This window comes from Streptomyces sp. NPDC001816 (assembly GCF_042892235.1).
GTDB lineage: Bacteria > Actinomycetota > Actinomycetes > Streptomycetales > Streptomycetaceae > Streptomyces.
In genome coordinates, this window is record NZ_JBIATY010000022.1 from 83,091 (window position 1) to 99,362 (window position 16,272).

Below are 16,272 nucleotides of genomic sequence, written 5' to 3' on the forward strand. Positions count from 1 at the left end.
TCGGCGGCACGATGGAAGGACCGGCCGGGCCCCCGACGGGCTCGCCCCCGCGCTGGAAGTGATCCCATGGCACAGCAATCGGAGACCAGGGACCGGACGGCCGCACCGGTCGGGTACGGCAGCATCTTCCTCTCCTTCGCGCCATGGATCGTCTTCGCGGTGGTCGCCGGACCCAGCACCTGGAAGTACGCGGCGCTGGCCGCGCTGGTCACCGCCCTCGTGCTGTCCGGCCAGGACATCCTGCACGGCAGGCTCTCGATCCTCGATGTGACGGGCATCGTCTTCTTCGCCGTGATCTGCGTGCTGGCGCTGACCCTGGAACAGCAGCAGCTGCTGTGGCTGGAGACGTACGCGCAGGTGATCGCCAACGGGGTCATCGCCGTCGTGGCTCTCGGATCGCTGTTCTTCCAGCCGTTCACGGTGCAGTACGCCCGGCGGTCGGCGCCGCCCGAGGTGTGGGACTCGCCGCTGTTCAAGCACATCAACCGGGTGCTCACGGCGGTGTGGGGTGGGGTCTTCGTGGTCATCACGGTGCTGGGCTGGCTGGCCACACGGACGTCGTCGGGGAGCGACTGGCTCAACTGGGTCCTGCCGGTGGCGCTGCTGGTGTGGGCCGTCAACTTCACCCGACGCTACCCGGAGACACAGCGCAGCCGGGCCCTGGCATCGTGAGGAAGGAGCCGGCCTCATGCATCACGACGAGATCATCGGAAAGGTGCAGGCACTGGCCCAGCTGCCCGACCGCGGGACGGCCGAGCGGGCGACGCACGCCGTCGTGAGCACCCTCTCGGAACGGCTGCCGTCCGGGCTCGCCCGCCATGTGGCCGCTCAGCTGCCGCCGGACCTGGCGGCCGACATGCGACTGGCGGCGGACGCGTCGGGCGGCGCCGACTCGGGCACCGCGGGTGAGCGTTTCGGGCTGACCGTCTTCGCCGGACGGATCGCCGACCGGGCGGGCACCGACGAGGACACGGCCCTGCGCGACGCCGCGGCCGTACTGGAGGTGCTGGACGCCGCTCTGGCTCCGGAGCTGACCGAGCGGATCGCCGGGGCGCTGCCGGCGGACATCCGGGAGCTGCTGCCCGTGGAGCGCGCCCACGGGTTGTGAAGTCCGCGTCACCGCGCGTTGTGCCGTCTCCTTGCCCGGCTTGCCCTTACCGTTCTCAGGATGTGACGGACAGTCAGGGCGCGGGCACGGTGAGGAGGCGGAAGACCTGGTGGGCGGTGCGGGTCGGCGAATGAGCAGAGGGCGTCGAGCGCGCGCGGCGGTGCTGGGCAGCCGACCGGCGTACTCGGTACGGCTCTCGGCGGTCACCCGCCCGGCGCCCGACACCCCGGTGGCCGGGCGCCCGGTGCCGTGGCTGCGGGTCGCCGCCGCCTACGCCTGGCGCCTCATCCTCGTCGGCATCGTCGTCTACGGCGTCTTCAGCATCCTCGGCCGCTTCCAGCTCATCGCCGTCGCCCTGTTCCTCGCCCTCGTCGTCACCTCGGTCCTGCGCCCCCTCGTCGACTTCCTCAGCCGCGTCCTGTCGCGGCCGCTGAGCGTCGCCCTCGCACTCGTCGGCAGCCTGCTGATCCTGCTCGGCCTGCTCGCGCTCGTGGGCAACGCGGTGGCGGGCGAGTCGGCCAGGCTGGCCGGCGAGTTCCGGGGCGGCATCCACCGCATCGAGCTGTGGCTGCAGCGTCCGCCGTTCCGGCTCAGCCCCGGCCGGCTCGCCGATCTGCAGCGCCAGGTGACCGACTACATCTCCACGCACCGGGCCAGCCTGCTCAGCAGCGCCCTGTCGGGACTGGGCAGAGTCGTCGAGGTGATCACGGGCGGCGCGCTCGCGCTGTTCGCCTCCGCGTTCTTCATGCACTCCGGCGAGCGCATGTGGCGCTGGGGGCGCGACCAGCTGGTGCCGGGCCCTGCCCGGCCGGCCTGGGACCGGGCGGGGAGCGCCGCCTGGCGGACGTTCGCCGGGTACACGCGCGGGATCATCATCGTGGCGGCCACCAACGCCGTGCTGGTCGGCATCGCACTGCTCGTGCTGCGGGTGCCGCTCGCGCTGCCGCTGACGCTGCTGGAGTTCTTCGCCACGTTCGTGCCCCTGGTGGGCTCACCGGTCGCGCTCGGCGTGGCCACCATCGTCGCCCTCGCCGGGCGTGGGCCGCTCACGGCCGCGGCGGTGCTGGTGCTCATCGTCGCCATCGGCCAGCTCGAAGGGCATGTGCTGCACCCGCTGGTGATGAGCTGGGCGGTCCGGCTGCACCCGCTCGTCGTTGCCGTGTCCGTCATCGCGGGCAGCATCGTCGCGGGGGTGATCGGAGCCGTCGTCGCCGTGCCGATCATCTCCGTCGTCTGGGCTGTCCTGCGCGCGGTGCGGACGGTGCCGCCGTGACCGTGGTCGCGACACCTTCGCTTCGGTTCTGAGGGAGGCCACGCCGTGGTCGTCGTACGGCTCAGCGCAGAGCCGCTGCCACGAGGCCGTGGATCTCCGGCCCGGTCACGCTCCCGCCGTTCACCAGCCGGTCGAAGACCAGCCCGTCCACGCAGGTCAGCAGGGTGACCGTGCGTTCTTCCGCATCCTCCACGCCCTGTGCGGCCAGGAAGTCCTGCAGCGCCTGTCGCGCCAGGTTCTCGCGGGGCACGAGGATCTCGCGCAGCTCGGGCTGGTGCACGCTCTCGATGGCGCACGCGTAGCGCGCGAGGGACCGCCGCCGCCCCTCCCCGGCGAGCCGAAGCGCGGTGAACGCCAGGAGGCCCGCCGTCACCTCGGCGGCGCTCCGGATCGCCGGTGTCCTGCTCCCGATCTCCTGCAGCTCCGCCTGGTCGAGTGCCACCAGGCGTCGCACCAGTGCGGTGAGCAGCGCCTGGCGGGTGCGGTAGTAGGCGGAGGTGGTGCCGGGCGGCAGGTTCGCCGCGCGGTCCACGGCGCGGTGCGTCAGTCCGCGCATGCCAACGTCGGCGAGCACGCCGATGGCCGCGTCGGCGAGGAGGGTACGTCGATCGGTGGACACCCCCTCTTTCTACACCCCCGCTTCTACAGCCGTAGAGAGCCCGAGTACGCTCCTTCTACACCTGTAGAAAACCTGCGCACGGGGAGGGGACCGACATGGGCGGTACGGCGGTGGTGGTCGGTGGCGGGATCGGGGGACTGTCGGCGGCGATCGGTCTGCACCGCATCGGCCGGGGTGACGGTCCTCGAACGGGCCGCCACCCCGGCCGACGCGGGTGCGGGCATCTCCCTGCACGCCAACGGCCTGCGCGCGCTGGACGTCCTGGGCGTCGGCGCGGCGGTGCGTGCGGCGGCCCGGCCGCAGTACAGCGGGGGCACCCGCACTCCCTCGGGCGGCCTGCTGGCCCGCATGGACGGAGCCGCGCTCGCGCGTGAGCTGGGCACGCCGATCGTCGGCATCCCGCGCGCCACGCTGCACCGCCTGCTGCGCGCCGCGCTGCCCCCGGAGTGCCTGCACGTGGGCGTCACCGTGCCGTCGGTCGACCGCTCGGCTCCCGACCGGATCGAGGTGCCGACCGGAGCGGGTGTCCTGGAAGCGGATCTGGTCGTCGCGGCGGACGGCGTCGGCAGCCGGCTGCGCGACCAGGTGTTCCCGGACCATCCCGGCCCCGCGTACAGCGGGTCGACGGTCCTGCGCGCCATCACCGCGCGCCCGGTGGAGCTGAGCAGCGACTTCGAGCTGACCTGGGGACAGGGAGCGGAGTTCGGCCACATCGCCTTCGCCGACGAGCGCGCCGAGTGGCACGCGGTGCTCAACTCCCCGCCCGGAGTGCGTCATACGGACCCGCTCGGCATGCTGCGCGCCCGCTTCCGCGGCTGGCACGCACCGATCCCGGCGCTCCTGGAGGCGACCCGGCCCGAGGCCGTACTGCACCACGACATCCACGAGTTGGTGACACCCCTGCCGACCTTCGTCGCGGGCCGGATCGCGTTCCTCGGCGACGCGGCCCACGCCATGACGCCGCATCTCGGTCAGGGCGCCTGCCAGGCCCTGGAGGACGCCGCCACGCTGGCCGCCTCGCTGGCCGACGCCCCCACGGTCGCGGCGGCGCTGGCCCGGTACGACGCCGAGCGCCGGCCCCGCACGCAGTCGGTCGCCCGCGCGGCCCGGCAGGCCGGCCGGATGGGCCAGCAGCTGTCCCATCCCGCGGCCGTCGCCCTGCGCAACACGGCCCTGCGACTCACCCCGTCCCGGGCGACGGTCCGAGTCATCCTGCACCACGCCGACTGGGCACCGCCGAGCCTGGGGTGAGGCATCCGCACCGGAGGACACCAGGTCACTCCGGTCCGGCGTCCGGCGCACAGCGGCAGGTGCCCACCCGCACTGCGGTGCCAACTGGGCACTGCCGTGCCTGGGGTGAGGCCTCCACGTCGGAGGACTCCAGGTCAGACCGAGCCGACGTCCGGCGCACAGCGGCCGGTACCCACCCTCGCTCCGGTCAGCCCGCCGGGCGGTCCGTGTCCGGGGTGGCGGGCAGGCCGAGGCGGAGGTACCTCGCCGTCGGCGTCGCGCGGGACTTCGTCTCCGCGCCCGGCATCGGCGTACGGACCAGGATCGAAGGCCGTACGGTAGCCATGGGCGGGCCAGGCTCGGCTGCTGTACGACGACCTGTCACCAGCCTACTCGGCGCCCGCCGTCCGGGACGGTGCCGAGGCCTTCGCCGCCAATCTGAAGGACAGCGGCCGTAGCGCGGTGCTCGTCACCGTCGACGGCGTCCCCGTCGTCGCCCTCGGGATCGCCGACCGGTTGCGACCCGACGCCGCCGGCACCGCCGCCTCCCGTACAGCGCTCACCGGCGACAACCCCCGCGCCGCCGCCCGGCCGGTCGGCGAGGTCGGTATCACCGAGGTGCGGGCCGGGCTGCTGCCAGAGGGCAAGGTGCTCGCGGTGAAGGAGCGGGAGAGTGCCGGCCGCAAGGTGCCGGTCGTCAGTGACTGCGTCGAGGACGCGCCCGCCCTGGCCGCCGCCCACACCGCTTTCGCCATGGGCCGCGCCGGATCGGACCTGGCCCTGGAGACCGCGGACGCGGTGATCGCCCGCGACCAACTGGCCACCGTACCCACGGTGGTGGCGCTCTCCCGGCGGCTGGGCGTCCGGTGGTGCATAACCACGTCATCGCCGCCGTGTTCATCGGCGGCCTGGTCGTGCGGGACGGGACGTCGCGGCCACCCTGCCGCTGCCGCTCGGCGTCCTCGGCCACGAGGGCTCGACCGTCGCGTCGGCCTCAATGGCCTGCGGCTCCTCCGTGAGGCGGCCTGTGTGGAGGCTCGTGCCAGCGAGGGGCAGTCGGTCGCCCCCGGTTCCTGACCCCGGTGACCGGTGCCGTCAGTCGACGGTGGCGTCGGCGACGACCGCGTGGATGTCCGCCGTGATCTGCGTGTCGGCCTCGTCCGTGGTGACTGCGAGGAGGAAGGCGGTGCGTTCGCCGTCGACGGTCACCAGGGTCATCTCCAGGCGGGCGGTGCCGTCGTCGCCGTTGCGGATCCGCAGGACGGCCGTGTGGGCGGGCCGGCCGTCCACCTCGGTGGCGTGCGACTCCTCCAGGGTGGCCGGCCGGTCGGGGTAGAAGAACTCGGCGTTGGAGCGGGCGGCGCTCTCGGCCGCCCGGCGCAGCTGCGCGCGCGGCACGGTCTGCCCGGCGCGCCCGGCCAGCACGGTGCCGCCGCCCGAGGAGGCCGCACCGGAGGTCCTGCTCATCGTCGAGGAGAAGGCGTCGATGAGGTCCTTGTCCTTGGCCGCGTCGTGCTTCCAGCCTTCCGGCACGGCGTAGGACAGTCCGGCGCGCGTGTCGGTGACCCGGGGACGGCCCGCCAGCGGGTCGTTCTCCTCGCCCTTGCTCCACCAGACGGCGGCCACCGCGCACGCGGCGACGAGGATCAGCGCCATCGCGCCCACGAGCAGCCGACGGCGCGGCCGGCGCGGCGCGGGCTGCGGCGCCTGGGCGGGGTACGGGAACGGGGTGATCGGCGAGTGGCTGGGCGAGGGGCTTGTCATGCCCTCAGCCTTCATGATCTCCGGAGGGCATCGCCTGAGTCGTCGTACTCATCTGCCGTGCCTGGTTCGCCTACGTCTCCTGCGCCTCCCGCACCCCGAACACGGCGCGTCCCACGGTCAGGATCCCGTCGGTCAGCGGCCGGCAGCGCACTCCCCCGCCGCCGCGCAACGCCCGCTGCGCTCCGGGTCCCAGCGTGGTGTCCATCCAGGCGCAGGGCCGGGCAGCGCTGCGTACCTCCAGGTCCACGGGCCCGGTGCCGCAGTCGAGGAAGACCGTCGAACCGATGTACGCGTCGATGTCCACGCCGCGCAGCAGGACGTTACGACGTGTGCGCAGCAGGTCGGGCTCGCCCGGGCCCTGCCGCGGCAGGCGTTCGACGGCCATGAGGGTGATCGACGCGTTGCGGTGGGCGGGGTGGTTGAAGTACCGGTCCCCGACGATGCCCAGTCCCGCGCGGACCTCGGCGGTCGTCACCAGGTCGTCGGGCGGCAGCTCGGGCGGTCCGTCGCCCGGGCGACCCTCGAACCGGTGCACGGGCGAGACCAGCAGCTGAACGATTTCCACATGGGGCACGCCCCGAGCCTAACCAGCGCGCTGACCGAAGGGGAGTGCCCGTCGGTCGTGACCGGCGGTGGCAGAATCCTGCCCATTCGATGATCACACCGGAGGATGCACGTGACCGTGGACCTGGCCGAGTTCGCCGAGCCGGACGCCGAACGCCCGCCCGCCCCCGTCCTCGTCGACTGGGCGGCCGTGGAGGAGTGGCTGGGGACGCGGCTGCCGACCGACTACAAGGTGCTGGCCGACCGGTACGGGCCGGTGGACTTCGGGGAGTTCCTCTGGATCCATGTGCCGTGTGTGCAGCCGGGCAGGTTCGACTACGGCCAGTGGCTGCGGGCCACACAGCGGGAGGCCCGGATCGAGGCGCGCGAACTCCCTGCGGAGGAGCGGCCGTTGCTGCACCCCGAGCCGGGCGGGCTGCTCGCCTGGGGCTGCAGCCGGGGCACCGACACGCTGTTCTGGGACACGTCGGTCTCCGACGACCCCGACGAGTGGACGGTGGTCGTCGCCCACGAGGGGCCCGTGCCCGGCAGCGGCCTGCTCCCCTGGCACCGCTACGACCTCACGCTCACCGGCTACCTGCGCCACACCGTCCGCGACACCTGGGAACTTCCCTCCCCACCCGGCCCGTTGATGGGCCCCCTGCCCGGCACCTTCGCGCGCACCGCCTTCCTCGACACCGCCGAACCCTGGACCCCGCCCGCCCCCGTCCCACCCCGGCTGACCGAGGAGGAGCGCCTGATCGCCCTGGAGACCGGTACGGGACTGGACGCGCTGCGCCTGCTGACCCCGCCGCCGGCCGATCCACGCCTCGGCGACGGCACCTGGGAGGGGCTGTTCGAGCAGTTGGGCACGGCCCTGCCCGGGGAGTATGTGCGGCTGATGGAGACGTACGGCAGCGGCGAATGGAGCGGTTGGCTGCGGTTCCCGGAGCCGCTGCGCACGACGGCGCCGCGCTTCACCGCGTTCGTGGACCAGACGATCGAGGCCTACGAGTACCTGAAGTCCAGCCACCCGGAGTGGTATCCCTTCGCCACCTTCCCGGCGCCCGGCGGTTTCCTGCCCTTCGCCGACTCCATCGACGGCGACTACCTGGGCTGGCTCACCGAGGGCGACCGACCCGACGACTGGCCGCTCGTGTTCTGGCCCCGGCACGCGGACCAGGGACCGCCGCTGCAGCAGGGTCTGATCGACACGCTGCTGGCCTGGCAGCGCGGCCGGCTCAGCACGGTCGGCCTGTGTGTCCTGGACGAGGACGACGACCCGGTCGAGTTCGCGGACTTCGAGGCCTACGGCGGGGAGGAGGACGACTGAGCCCCGGCCGTCGGCGGGTCGTCCGCACCCGGCATGATGATCACCATGACTCCGATCACCGGCCTGGATCTGACCGGCTTCACCGAGCGTGAGCCCGGCGTGTGGACGGACGCGGCGGGACTCGTCCTGTCGGTCCACTTCTTTCCACTCGTCCCCGATCTGCCCGCCCCGCTGCACGAGTTGGAACACCTGCGGACCGGGCTCGCGGCGGGCGTGGCCCGGGCCGGCGGCGGGCTCATCGAGGCGGTGCCCGGCACCGTGCACGGCGTCCCGGCGGTACGTCAGCTGGTGAAGGTGCCCCGGCCCGGCGGACCGCACGGGCAGGTGTTCCTCGGCTCGTGGACCGTACCGAAGGCCGGGTGCAGCACGGTCCTGAAGGTGCAGGCCGCGGAGGGCGCGATGACCGGGATGCGCGAGGCCACGGTGATGGCCCAGGTGGGACCCGAGGCCTACTTCCGTCCCCACCCGTACGCCGCCGGCGGGCAGTTCGGCGGACTCCCGTGTCACGTCGCCGACGACGAGCACTGGGACGCGCTGTTCCCCGACCACCCGCTCACCCTGGTGCGCGCCGCGCTGCACCGCATCACGCCGACGGTCACCCTCGACGAGCGCTTCCGGCAACTGGCCCCGTTCACGGGCCCCGTACACCCTCAGCAGCACGCGTAGCGTTGCCCGTGTGACGAGTGAGGGTGCGACAGGAGACGGCCGGGCGCTGCCCGGAGGCACGGTGAACGCGGGCGCGGTGTTCCGCCGGGGTGCGGTGGTCGACCGCCCCGCACCCCGTACCGCACGGGCCCTGCACCGCCACCTCCAAGCCCTGCGGGAACACGGCTTCGACGCGGCTCCCGTGCCGGTCGCTCTCACCCCGGACGGCCGCGAGCAGCTGACCTTCGTCCCCGGTGAGGTCGCCCTCCCGCCCTTTCCTCGATGGGCGATGACGGAGCCCGCACTGAGGTCGGTGGGGGTCCTCCTGCGCCGCCTCCACGAGGCCGGCGCGGCCGTCCCGGCCGACCCTCACGTCGACTGGCCCGGGGATCTGGCCGACCCGCAGGGCGGAACGCTCCTGTGCCACAACGACGTGTGCCCGGAGAACGTCGTCTTCCGGGACGGCCGCGCCGCCGCCCTGATCGACTTCGACCTGGCGGCCCCGGGCCGGCCCCTGTGGGACGTCGCCATGACCGCACGCTACTGGGTCCCCATGCTCGATCCCGAGTCCGCGTCGGCCCTCTACCCCGCCGGCCTCGACGCCCCCGCGCGCCTGCGGATCCTCGCCGACGGCTACGGCCTGAGCGAGCGGGAACGCGTCGAACTGCCGGGAGTTGTCGAGCAGGCCACCGAGACCAGCCGCGCCTTCGTGGCCCGCCGGGTCGCCGACGGCGACCGTGCCTACCTCCGGATGCCGGCCGAGCGCGGCGGGTGGCAGCGCTGGGACCGCATCCAGGACTGGCTGGTGGCCAACCGGGACAGGTTCACGACCGCCCTGCTGGACTGAGCCGGTCACGCGGCGGTGGTCAGGCTCGGTGCTCGTTCGGAGGCCAGGTCTTCCAGATCAGGTCGAGGCCGCGAGGCCACGGCGGCGCGGCTCGGGCGCCCCGACGGACTCGAGCCAGGAGCGCAGGGCGCGGTCCGGGTGGGTGTCGGCGGGGACCTCCAGCCGCCACACCGCCCAGCGGCGGGCGACCAGGTCGTCCAGGACGGCGGGCACGTCGGTGTCCGGCAGTTCGGCGGCGATGTGCCGGGCCGGGCGGGTGCCGTCGCAGCGGGCGAGGACGGCCGCGGCCTCGGCCGACAGGGTCACCGGGCGCCGCCCCGGCACCCGGACCCGGTCTCCGTCCAGGGCGACGAAAGGCACGCGCCGGGGTGCGATCCCTTCGCGCACGGCGGGGTCGGCGTCCCGGGTCTTCGCCAGCGCGTCGATTACCCAACTGGCCCAGTAGGCGGTCGAGTCGGCGATCAGGCCGTGCCCGGGGTCGAGCGCGACGCCCGGTGCGGCCGGGTCCCAGCGGCCCCAGCCGACCGGTCCGAAGAAGCCGATGGTGTCGTTCTTCACGCAGAACCGCTGCCAGTACCCCGCCCGCCTGCACAACCTCCACCTCACCCACCCTCACCCCTGCGGCGGACTGGACCCTGCGGGACGTCCTCGTGCCGGCCGGGTACGCGGCGGCCGTGGCCCTGCGCAGCCCGTGGGAGAAGCTCACCGGAGGGGAGCAGTGGGGGCCGGCCCAACGACCGGCCCCCACTGGGCTGTTCGGCTACGCCACCCTTGGCTCGCCCTGCTCACCTCCACGATTCCTCCCTGTCTCGCCCGGAGTCACCGCGATACGATCACGCGCGTGACGGCACCCGAACCGACCATCCTCGCCACCTCGGGAGGGCACCGCGTCGGCGCACGCACCCGGGTGCTCTTCGACGCCCTGGTCCACCACGCGGTCGACCTCTCCGGCGTGCACGGCAGGCGTCCGCGGATCCTGTACGTCGGCACGGCCACGGGGGACGCGGAACACGTCACGGCGCGGGTGTCCGAGGCGGCCCGGGTGGCCGGCTTCGACCTCACCCCGCTGCAGCTGTTCCCCATGCCGAACGTCGACGACGTCGAGGGCACCGTCCTCGGCCATGACGTGGTCTGGGTGATGGGCGGCTCGGTGGCCAACCTGCTCGCCGTGTGGCGGGTGCACGGCCTGGACGCCGTGATGCGCCGCGCCTGGCAGGCGGGCGTGGTGCTCGCCGGGGTGAGCGCGGGCTCCATCTGCTGGTTCCGGGGTGGCGCGACGGACTCCTACGGGCCCGAGCTCCGCCCGGTCACCGACGCCCTCGGCCTGCTGCCGTACGGCAACGGCGTGCACTACGACTCCGACGAGGGCCGGCGCCCGCTGATCCACCGCCTCGTCGCGGACGGCACCCTGCCGGCCTCCCACTGCACCGACGACGGGGTGGGCCTGGTCTACCGGGGCACCGAGTTGGTCGAGGCCGTGGCCGAACTGCCGGGCAAGGGCGCCTACCTGGTCTCCAGGCAGGGCGATCGGGCGGTCGAGGAGCGCATCGAGCCGCGGCTGCTGCCGACACCGTCGTTCTGAGGCGCCTTCAAGGCGTCGGCAGGCCTGCCGCACGGCGTCAGATGAGGCCGTGGCGTACCGCGTGGGCCACCGCGTGGGCGCGGTTGCGGGCCTGGAGGCGGGACATGACCTCGTAGATGACGTTCTTGACGGTGTGTTCGGAGCAGGACAGCAGCCGGACGATGTCCGCGTGGCGTGTCCCTCGGCCATCAAGCGCAGCACGGAGGTCTGCCGGGCCGTCAGGGCGGGGTTCGCCCCGGTCCGCGTGGGGGTGCCGTACTGCGGGCCGCTGGTGAGGACTTGGGACAGCACCGGGTAGGGGATGCTCCGGTACGGATGGCCGGTGTTGTGGAGTGCTGCCGTCAGGGTGTCCTCGGTGAGGTCCGCGGCCCTGAGGACGACCGCTCCGGCGCGGAGGGCCAGCATCAGACCCCTGCGCGTGACGTTGTCGCACACGAGCAGCAGCGGGCCGGGGTCACGGACGCCCCGCAGCGCCTGCTCGGCGTCGTCGGCGACGATCACCGTGGGGGTCGGGGAATCATGGCCCGGCCTCTGGTGCAGACCGGCGCGGCGGGCGAAGGTGCGGACCCGATCCGCGTGGCGCGGCGACAGGACGCGCAACCGGAGCGCAGCGCCGGTGGTGGGGGCGGTCGAAGCAGTCGTCACAGCAGGCCCGCCCTCAGTGCGTAGGCGACCGCATGGGCGCGGTTGCGCAGCCGGAAGCGCTGGGTGATGTCGTGGACGACCGTGGTCACCGTGCGCGGGGAGTAGGCGAGGCGCTGGGCGATCTCCGCCGTCTCGTGCCCGTCGGCGACCAGTTGCAGGACCGAGCGCTCGCGCTCCGACAGGGCGCTGCCGGCCCAGCCGCCCGTCGTGTGCCGGGCCGATCCCGGCCGGTCGAGGACCTGTTCGAGCAGGTCGGGGGCAGGGGGCAGTCGTCACGGGCGGCGGCCAGCACCGCGTGGGCGAGGCGTGCGGAGTCAGCCTCCCGGCGCAGCAGCAGGCCGCGAGCGCCGGCGGCGAGGGCGTGCAGGGCGTCACCGGAAGCGAGGGCTCCGGCCACCAGGACGACAGCCGGGCGGTTCGGGTGGGCGCGGGTCGTGCGCACCACGTCGAGTTCGGCGGGTCCGAGCCGGTCCACGGTGAGGACCGCGACCCGTGCGTCGCCGGGCTCGCACACGGCCAGCCCACGGGCAGGCGAGCAGGGTCGTGCGGGTGCCGGCCTCCAGCACCGGGTCGAGGGCGACCACACCGACGGGTACGGGTGCTCCCATCTGCTCTCTTTGGAAGGTCGTCCGCCCGGTCGTCGAAGTGGCGGGCGGTCTGGGGTACTGCACAACACCCTGCTGCGCCGGCAGGTGCGGAGCATCGGCAGTAGTCCCCCACCTTTCCCGCCCGGTGAGTGTCGGCCCCCGGCAAAGGGCGGGAGGGAGCCGGTCGCGGCGCTGTGGAGCGGCTCCGGGGAGGGGTGTGTGAAGGCCGGGTGGGGGTGGGGAGTGCGGGGGCATGGGGGGTCGCGCGCCGTCAGAAGGGCGGGTGCGAGGGCCGTACCAGCGGATGCGAGGGCCGTACCGGTGGGTGAACGGGGTTGTCACGAACCCGGAGCGAACTCGCCACCCTTACCCGGGGGTTACGCGGACACCCCTGCCGAAATGCGGTTTCCTCCGCCCGGGGTGGGGCCGTCCCCCAGTGGGGTGGGGGCCCGCGGAGAATATGGGGGTCGCTTCCCCATGTGGGGGGCGTACCGGCTCTGCGACCTTCGTCTCGTGACTGAGACAGCCAGCCTCCCGGCTCCCCGGAGCGCCGGCCTGCCGCTCGACTGGTGGGCCCCGGCGCTGTCCCTCGCGGAACGGCTCGCCGCCCCGGACCTCCCCGCGGCCCCGACCGGGCCCGCCGCCGTCCGCGCCCCCTGGGCCGCCGGCGACGCGGAGGGCTTCGCCGCACGGCTGGCCCACCTCGGAGTGGGCGCGGGCACGGCAGCGGCGCTCGTGCTGGAGCCCGCCGAGCGGCTGGCGGCCCGTGCGGACAAGCCCCGTTGGGCGTGGTACGTCGAACAGGCCCTGGACGCGGCCATCGAGGAAGCGGTGGCGGGGAGCACGTACGGCGGCGCGGGACCCGATGCCTTCGCCCCCGTCGTACGACCGCTCGTCGCCCCGGCGGCCGCGCGGCTGGACAGCCCGCTGGAGGGGCTGCCGGAGGCCGAACGGGCGGTCTGGCGGGGCGCGTTCGAGGAGCGGCTGACGTATCAGCTGGTCCGGCAGGCCGCACGCACCCTGGTCCACGAACTCACCAAGGCGCGGCGGGCCGGCCGGCTGGCCGGGGCCGGACCCCGCGAGCGGTTCACCTCGTTCCTCTCCATGACGCGCACCCGGCAGGGTCTGGGCGGGCTGTTCGCCACCTACCCGGTGCTGGCCCGGATGCTCGGACAGACCGCGCTGGACGCCGCCGAGGCCGCCGCCGAACTCGTACGACGGTTCCGGGCCGACCGGGACGACCTGACCGCCGGTCTCCTCGGCGGCCGGACCCCCGGCCTGCTCACCCGAGCCGACCTCGGCCTGGGTGACGCGCACCAGGGCAACCGGGCGGTCGCGATCCTGCACTTCGCAAGCGGCGACCGGATCGTGTACAAACCCCGGCCGCTGGAGCAGCACGCCCTCCTGGACGATCTGGTGGGCTGGCTGAACGCCAAGGTGCCCGGGCTCGGGCTGCGCAGCCCGCGCGGTCTTCACCGGGACGGGTACGGCTGGCTGGAGTTCGTCGCACACCGCTGGTGCCGGTCGGTGACCGAGACCGACGCCTTCTACCGGCGGCAGGGCGCGCTGCTGGCCCTGCTGTACGCGGTGGACGGGGCGGACATGCACTACGAGAACGTCATCGCCTGCGGCGACCAGCCGGTCCTGGTGGACGCCGAGACGCTGCTGCACACCGGGCTCCCGCAGGCCATGACGGCCGGTGCGGACCCGGCCGCGGACGCCCTGCACGCCTCCGTGCACCGCACCTGCCTGCTGCCCCACCTGCTGATCGGTGAGCACGGGGCGCTCGACATCTCCGCGCTCGGCCGGTCCTCCGACGGCACCTACCCGAGCGAGGGGCTGCGCTGGGAGGACAGCGGCACGGACACCATGCGGGCCGTGCGCGCCCCGGTGCTCAGCCCGGCCGCGCAGAACCACCCCCTGCCCGACGGCCGTCCGCTGGACGGCGCCGACCACCGGGCCGCCCTGCTGGAGGGCTTCCGCACCGCCTACGCGGCCATCGCCGCACACGGCCGTGAACTGGCCGGTACCGACGGGCCGTTGGCCGCCCGGGCCGACAGCCCGGCGCGCCTGATCGTCCGCTCGACCCGGCTGTACGCGACGCTGCTGGAGGAGTCCACGCATCCGTCGCTGCTCGGTGACGCGCTGGCCAGGGAAGGTGTGTTCGCCGTCCTGTGGACCGAGTCCGAGCAGGACGAGACGCGCCGGCGGCTCGTCGAGCACGAGACGGCGGACCTGTGGCGCGGTGACGTACCCCTGTTCGCCCATCGGCCGTCCGGGACCGGGGTCCGGACGGCCGATGGGACCTGGCTGCCCGGTCTGCTGCCGGCGGCGAGTCTGACCGCGGTCCAGGAGAAGATCGCCCGGATGGACGAGGTCGACTGCCACGACCAGGAGTGGATCGTCGCCGCCACGCTCGCGGCCCGCGGCGCCCATGCTCCGCAGGACCGGCCCAGGTCCGAGCTGACCGTGGCACCGGTGCCCGCCGTCGTGCCCGAGCCGTCCCGGCTGCTCGCCGCTGCCTGCGGGATCGCCGACGAGATCGCCGCCCGCGCGGTGCGCGAGGCAGGCCGGACCAACTGGCTGGGTCTGGAACGGGTTTCGGGCCCGCACTGGGCGGTGCTGCCCATGGGCGCCGGACTCGCGCAGGGCTACTGCGGGGTCGCGCTGTTCCTGGCCCAGGCGGACGCCCTGGCCGGGGGCGGCCGGTACGCGCCGCTGGCCCGGGAGGCCGTGACGCCGCTGCCGGCTCTGCTGAAGGCGCTGGCCGCCGATCCCGAGGCGAGTGCGGCGGCCGGTCCCGGGGCGTACGACGGGCTGGGCGGCATCCTGTACGCCCTGGTGCGGCTGTCGGCCCTGCTGGACGAGAACCTGACGGACTGTCTGCCGGATGCGCTGACCGCGCTCGGCCACGCCGTGGCGGCCTGCCCGGATCCGGGGCTGGCCGGCGGTACGGCCGGAGCGCTGGCGGCCGCGGTCGCGGTGCACGAGGTGACCGGGGCGCCCGCCGCCCTGCGGCTGGCGGACGCGGCGGCGGACCGGTTGCTGGCCACGGCGGCCGACGCCGACGGGGTCCCCGGATTCGCGGACGGCGGCGCGGGCGTCGGCTGGGCGCTGCTGCGGTACGCGGCCCGCCGGCCCGGACGCGCCGCCGCGCACGCGGCCACCGCCCACGCCATGCTCCGTGCCGCGCTCCAGGACGCCCCCGCCACGGCACAGGATCCGTCCTGGTGCTCCGGACTCGCCGGGATGGCGGCCGCCGCCGTCGGACCCGACGCACCGTCGGTCCGCAGCCGGCTGACTCAGACCGAGGTGCACCCCGATCTGAGCCTGGGGCACGGTACCCTCGGCATGCTGGAGGCCCTGGCCGTACTCGCCGCACGGGGTGACGCGACCGCCGCCGAGACCCTCACCCGGCGCACCGGCCAGGTGCTCGCCCTCGTCGAGGCTCAGGGCCACCGGTGTGCCACTCCCGACCACGTGCCCTCCCCCGGGCTGCTGACCGGACTGTCCGGCATCGGCTACGGCCTGCTCCGCCTGGCCCACCCCGAGACCGTCCCCTCCGTTCTGCTCCTGGGACATCCCGACCACCGACCGATCCACTGAACGACCCACGGAACGACCCACGCACCTTCGCTCGACCGCTCGTCAGCACCACGGCTTTCCTCCGCCTCCCACCCCGTGCTCGCCCGCACGGGTCATCCGAAGGGGATCACCGTCATGGACAAGCAGCTCACCATCGCCACCGTCGCCTCCGCCGACGTCGATGCCGACGCCGACGTCACCGAGGCCGCCGTCGTCGAGCAGGACGCGGCGGGCGGGATCGCCCTCAAGGGCCGCAACCGCGCCTGCGCCCGGGCCCGTGTGCTGGCGGGGATGGTGCTGACCAGCGGGATCGTCATCACGCTGAGCACGCTGGACACCTCGGTCTCCGCACCGCGGTGACGCCTCGTCGGCAGTGACACCCGGCGGGGGGGGGGGGGGGGGGGGGGGGGGGGGGGGGGGGGCGCCCGCGGCCCCCCCCCCCCCCCCGGCGGGGGGGGGGGCGGGGCGCCCCCCCCCCCCCCCCCAGAAAAGACAAACAACACGAAGAAAG

17 protein-coding genes and 1 pseudogene are annotated in these 16,272 nt (G+C 74.2%); 11 read left to right on the top strand and 7 right to left on the bottom strand.

Annotated elements, in window-relative coordinates; genetic code table 11:
• Positions 1-66 precede the first annotated feature (66 nt).
• The 3 genes from ACFYZZ_RS44445 (at position 67) to ACFYZZ_RS44455 (ending at position 2,381) form a co-directional block, all read left to right on the top strand.
• Positions 67-672 (top strand): hypothetical protein, encoded by a 606-nt coding sequence (locus tag ACFYZZ_RS44445; RefSeq protein ID WP_389189585.1) that lies wholly within the window; start codon positions 67-69, stop codon positions 670-672.
• A 16-nt stretch (positions 673-688) separates the two neighbouring features.
• Complete coding sequence (locus ACFYZZ_RS44450; protein ID WP_389189588.1) at positions 689-1,108, top strand: DUF2267 domain-containing protein; 420 nt, start codon at positions 689-691, stop codon at positions 1,106-1,108.
• 130 nt (positions 1,109-1,238) lie between these two features.
• Positions 1,239-2,381 (top strand): AI-2E family transporter, encoded by a 1,143-nt coding sequence (locus tag ACFYZZ_RS44455; protein WP_389189591.1) that lies wholly within the window; start codon positions 1,239-1,241, stop codon positions 2,379-2,381.
• Between the two features lie 61 nt (positions 2,382-2,442).
• Here the strand turns inward: ACFYZZ_RS44455 and ACFYZZ_RS44460 are convergent, their stop codons facing one another.
• Complete coding sequence (locus ACFYZZ_RS44460) at positions 2,443-3,000, bottom strand: TetR/AcrR family transcriptional regulator (RefSeq protein WP_389189594.1); 558 nt, start codon at positions 2,998-3,000, stop codon at positions 2,443-2,445.
• A 95-nt stretch (positions 3,001-3,095) separates the two neighbouring features.
• Here ACFYZZ_RS44460 and ACFYZZ_RS44465 point away from each other — a divergent pair.
• Positions 3,096-4,251: pseudogene (locus ACFYZZ_RS44465) on the top strand (FAD-dependent monooxygenase).
• 187 nt (positions 4,252-4,438) lie between these two features.
• On the opposite strand, the gene ACFYZZ_RS44470 reads toward ACFYZZ_RS44465, so the two are convergent.
• Entirely contained in the window at positions 4,439-4,576 is a 138-nt protein-coding gene (locus ACFYZZ_RS44470; RefSeq protein ID WP_389189597.1) for a hypothetical protein, read from the bottom strand.
• 116 nt (positions 4,577-4,692) lie between these two features.
• On the opposite strand from ACFYZZ_RS44470, the gene ACFYZZ_RS44475 reads away from it, so the two are divergent.
• A complete protein-coding gene (locus ACFYZZ_RS44475) occupies positions 4,693-5,307 on the top strand; it encodes an HAD family hydrolase (protein WP_389189600.1) in 615 nt (204 codons plus the stop codon).
• An 18-nt stretch (positions 5,308-5,325) separates the two neighbouring features.
• Here ACFYZZ_RS44475 and ACFYZZ_RS44480 read toward each other — a convergent pair whose 3' ends face one another.
• Both ACFYZZ_RS44480 and ACFYZZ_RS44485 read right to left on the bottom strand, forming a co-directional pair.
• A complete protein-coding gene (locus ACFYZZ_RS44480) occupies positions 5,326-5,994 on the bottom strand; it encodes a hypothetical protein (RefSeq protein ID WP_389189603.1) in 669 nt (222 codons plus the stop codon).
• Between the two features lie 70 nt (positions 5,995-6,064).
• On the bottom strand, positions 6,065-6,568 hold the full coding sequence (locus tag ACFYZZ_RS44485) for a molybdenum cofactor biosysynthesis protein (RefSeq protein ID WP_389189606.1): 504 nt from the start codon (positions 6,566-6,568) through the stop codon (positions 6,065-6,067).
• A 102-nt stretch (positions 6,569-6,670) separates the two neighbouring features.
• Between ACFYZZ_RS44485 and ACFYZZ_RS44490 the strand changes: the two genes are divergently transcribed.
• The 3 genes from ACFYZZ_RS44490 to ACFYZZ_RS44500 are packed head-to-tail and all read left to right on the top strand — an operon-like array spanning position 6,671 to position 9,362.
• Complete coding sequence (locus ACFYZZ_RS44490; RefSeq protein ID WP_389189609.1) at positions 6,671-7,870, top strand: SMI1/KNR4 family protein; 1,200 nt, start codon at positions 6,671-6,673, stop codon at positions 7,868-7,870.
• A 45-nt stretch (positions 7,871-7,915) separates the two neighbouring features.
• Positions 7,916-8,536: a hypothetical protein gene (locus ACFYZZ_RS44495; protein ID WP_389189612.1), complete on the top strand. Its 621-nt coding sequence runs from the start codon at positions 7,916-7,918 to the stop codon at positions 8,534-8,536.
• 10 nt (positions 8,537-8,546) lie between these two features.
• A complete protein-coding gene (locus ACFYZZ_RS44500; protein ID WP_389189615.1) occupies positions 8,547-9,362 on the top strand; it encodes a phosphotransferase in 816 nt (271 codons plus the stop codon).
• 57 nt (positions 9,363-9,419) lie between these two features.
• Here the strand turns inward: ACFYZZ_RS44500 and ACFYZZ_RS44505 are convergent, their stop codons facing one another.
• Positions 9,420-9,968, bottom strand: a complete 549-nt coding sequence (locus ACFYZZ_RS44505) for a lantibiotic dehydratase (RefSeq protein WP_389189618.1) — start codon at positions 9,966-9,968, stop codon at positions 9,420-9,422.
• Positions 9,969-10,203: 235 nt separating this feature from the next.
• On the opposite strand from ACFYZZ_RS44505, the gene ACFYZZ_RS44510 reads away from it, so the two are divergent.
• A complete protein-coding gene (locus tag ACFYZZ_RS44510; protein ID WP_389189621.1) occupies positions 10,204-10,944 on the top strand; it encodes a Type 1 glutamine amidotransferase-like domain-containing protein in 741 nt (246 codons plus the stop codon).
• 37 nt (positions 10,945-10,981) lie between these two features.
• On the opposite strand, the gene ACFYZZ_RS44515 is transcribed toward ACFYZZ_RS44510, so the two are convergent.
• Complete coding sequence (locus ACFYZZ_RS44515; RefSeq protein WP_389189624.1) at positions 10,982-11,377, bottom strand: response regulator transcription factor; 396 nt, start codon at positions 11,375-11,377, stop codon at positions 10,982-10,984.
• 208 nt (positions 11,378-11,585) lie between these two features.
• On the bottom strand, positions 11,586-11,858 hold the full coding sequence (locus ACFYZZ_RS44520) for a LuxR C-terminal-related transcriptional regulator (protein WP_389189642.1): 273 nt from the start codon (positions 11,856-11,858) through the stop codon (positions 11,586-11,588).
• Positions 11,859-12,689: 831 nt separating this feature from the next.
• Between ACFYZZ_RS44520 and ACFYZZ_RS44525 the strand changes: the two genes are divergently transcribed.
• Positions 12,690-15,782, top strand: a complete 3,093-nt coding sequence (locus tag ACFYZZ_RS44525; protein WP_389189627.1) for a type 2 lanthipeptide synthetase LanM family protein — start codon at positions 12,690-12,692, stop codon at positions 15,780-15,782.
• 114 nt (positions 15,783-15,896) lie between these two features.
• Positions 15,897-16,121, top strand: a complete 225-nt coding sequence (locus ACFYZZ_RS44530; protein WP_389189630.1) for a hypothetical protein — start codon at positions 15,897-15,899, stop codon at positions 16,119-16,121.
• The last annotated feature ends 151 nt before the right edge of the window (positions 16,122-16,272 follow it).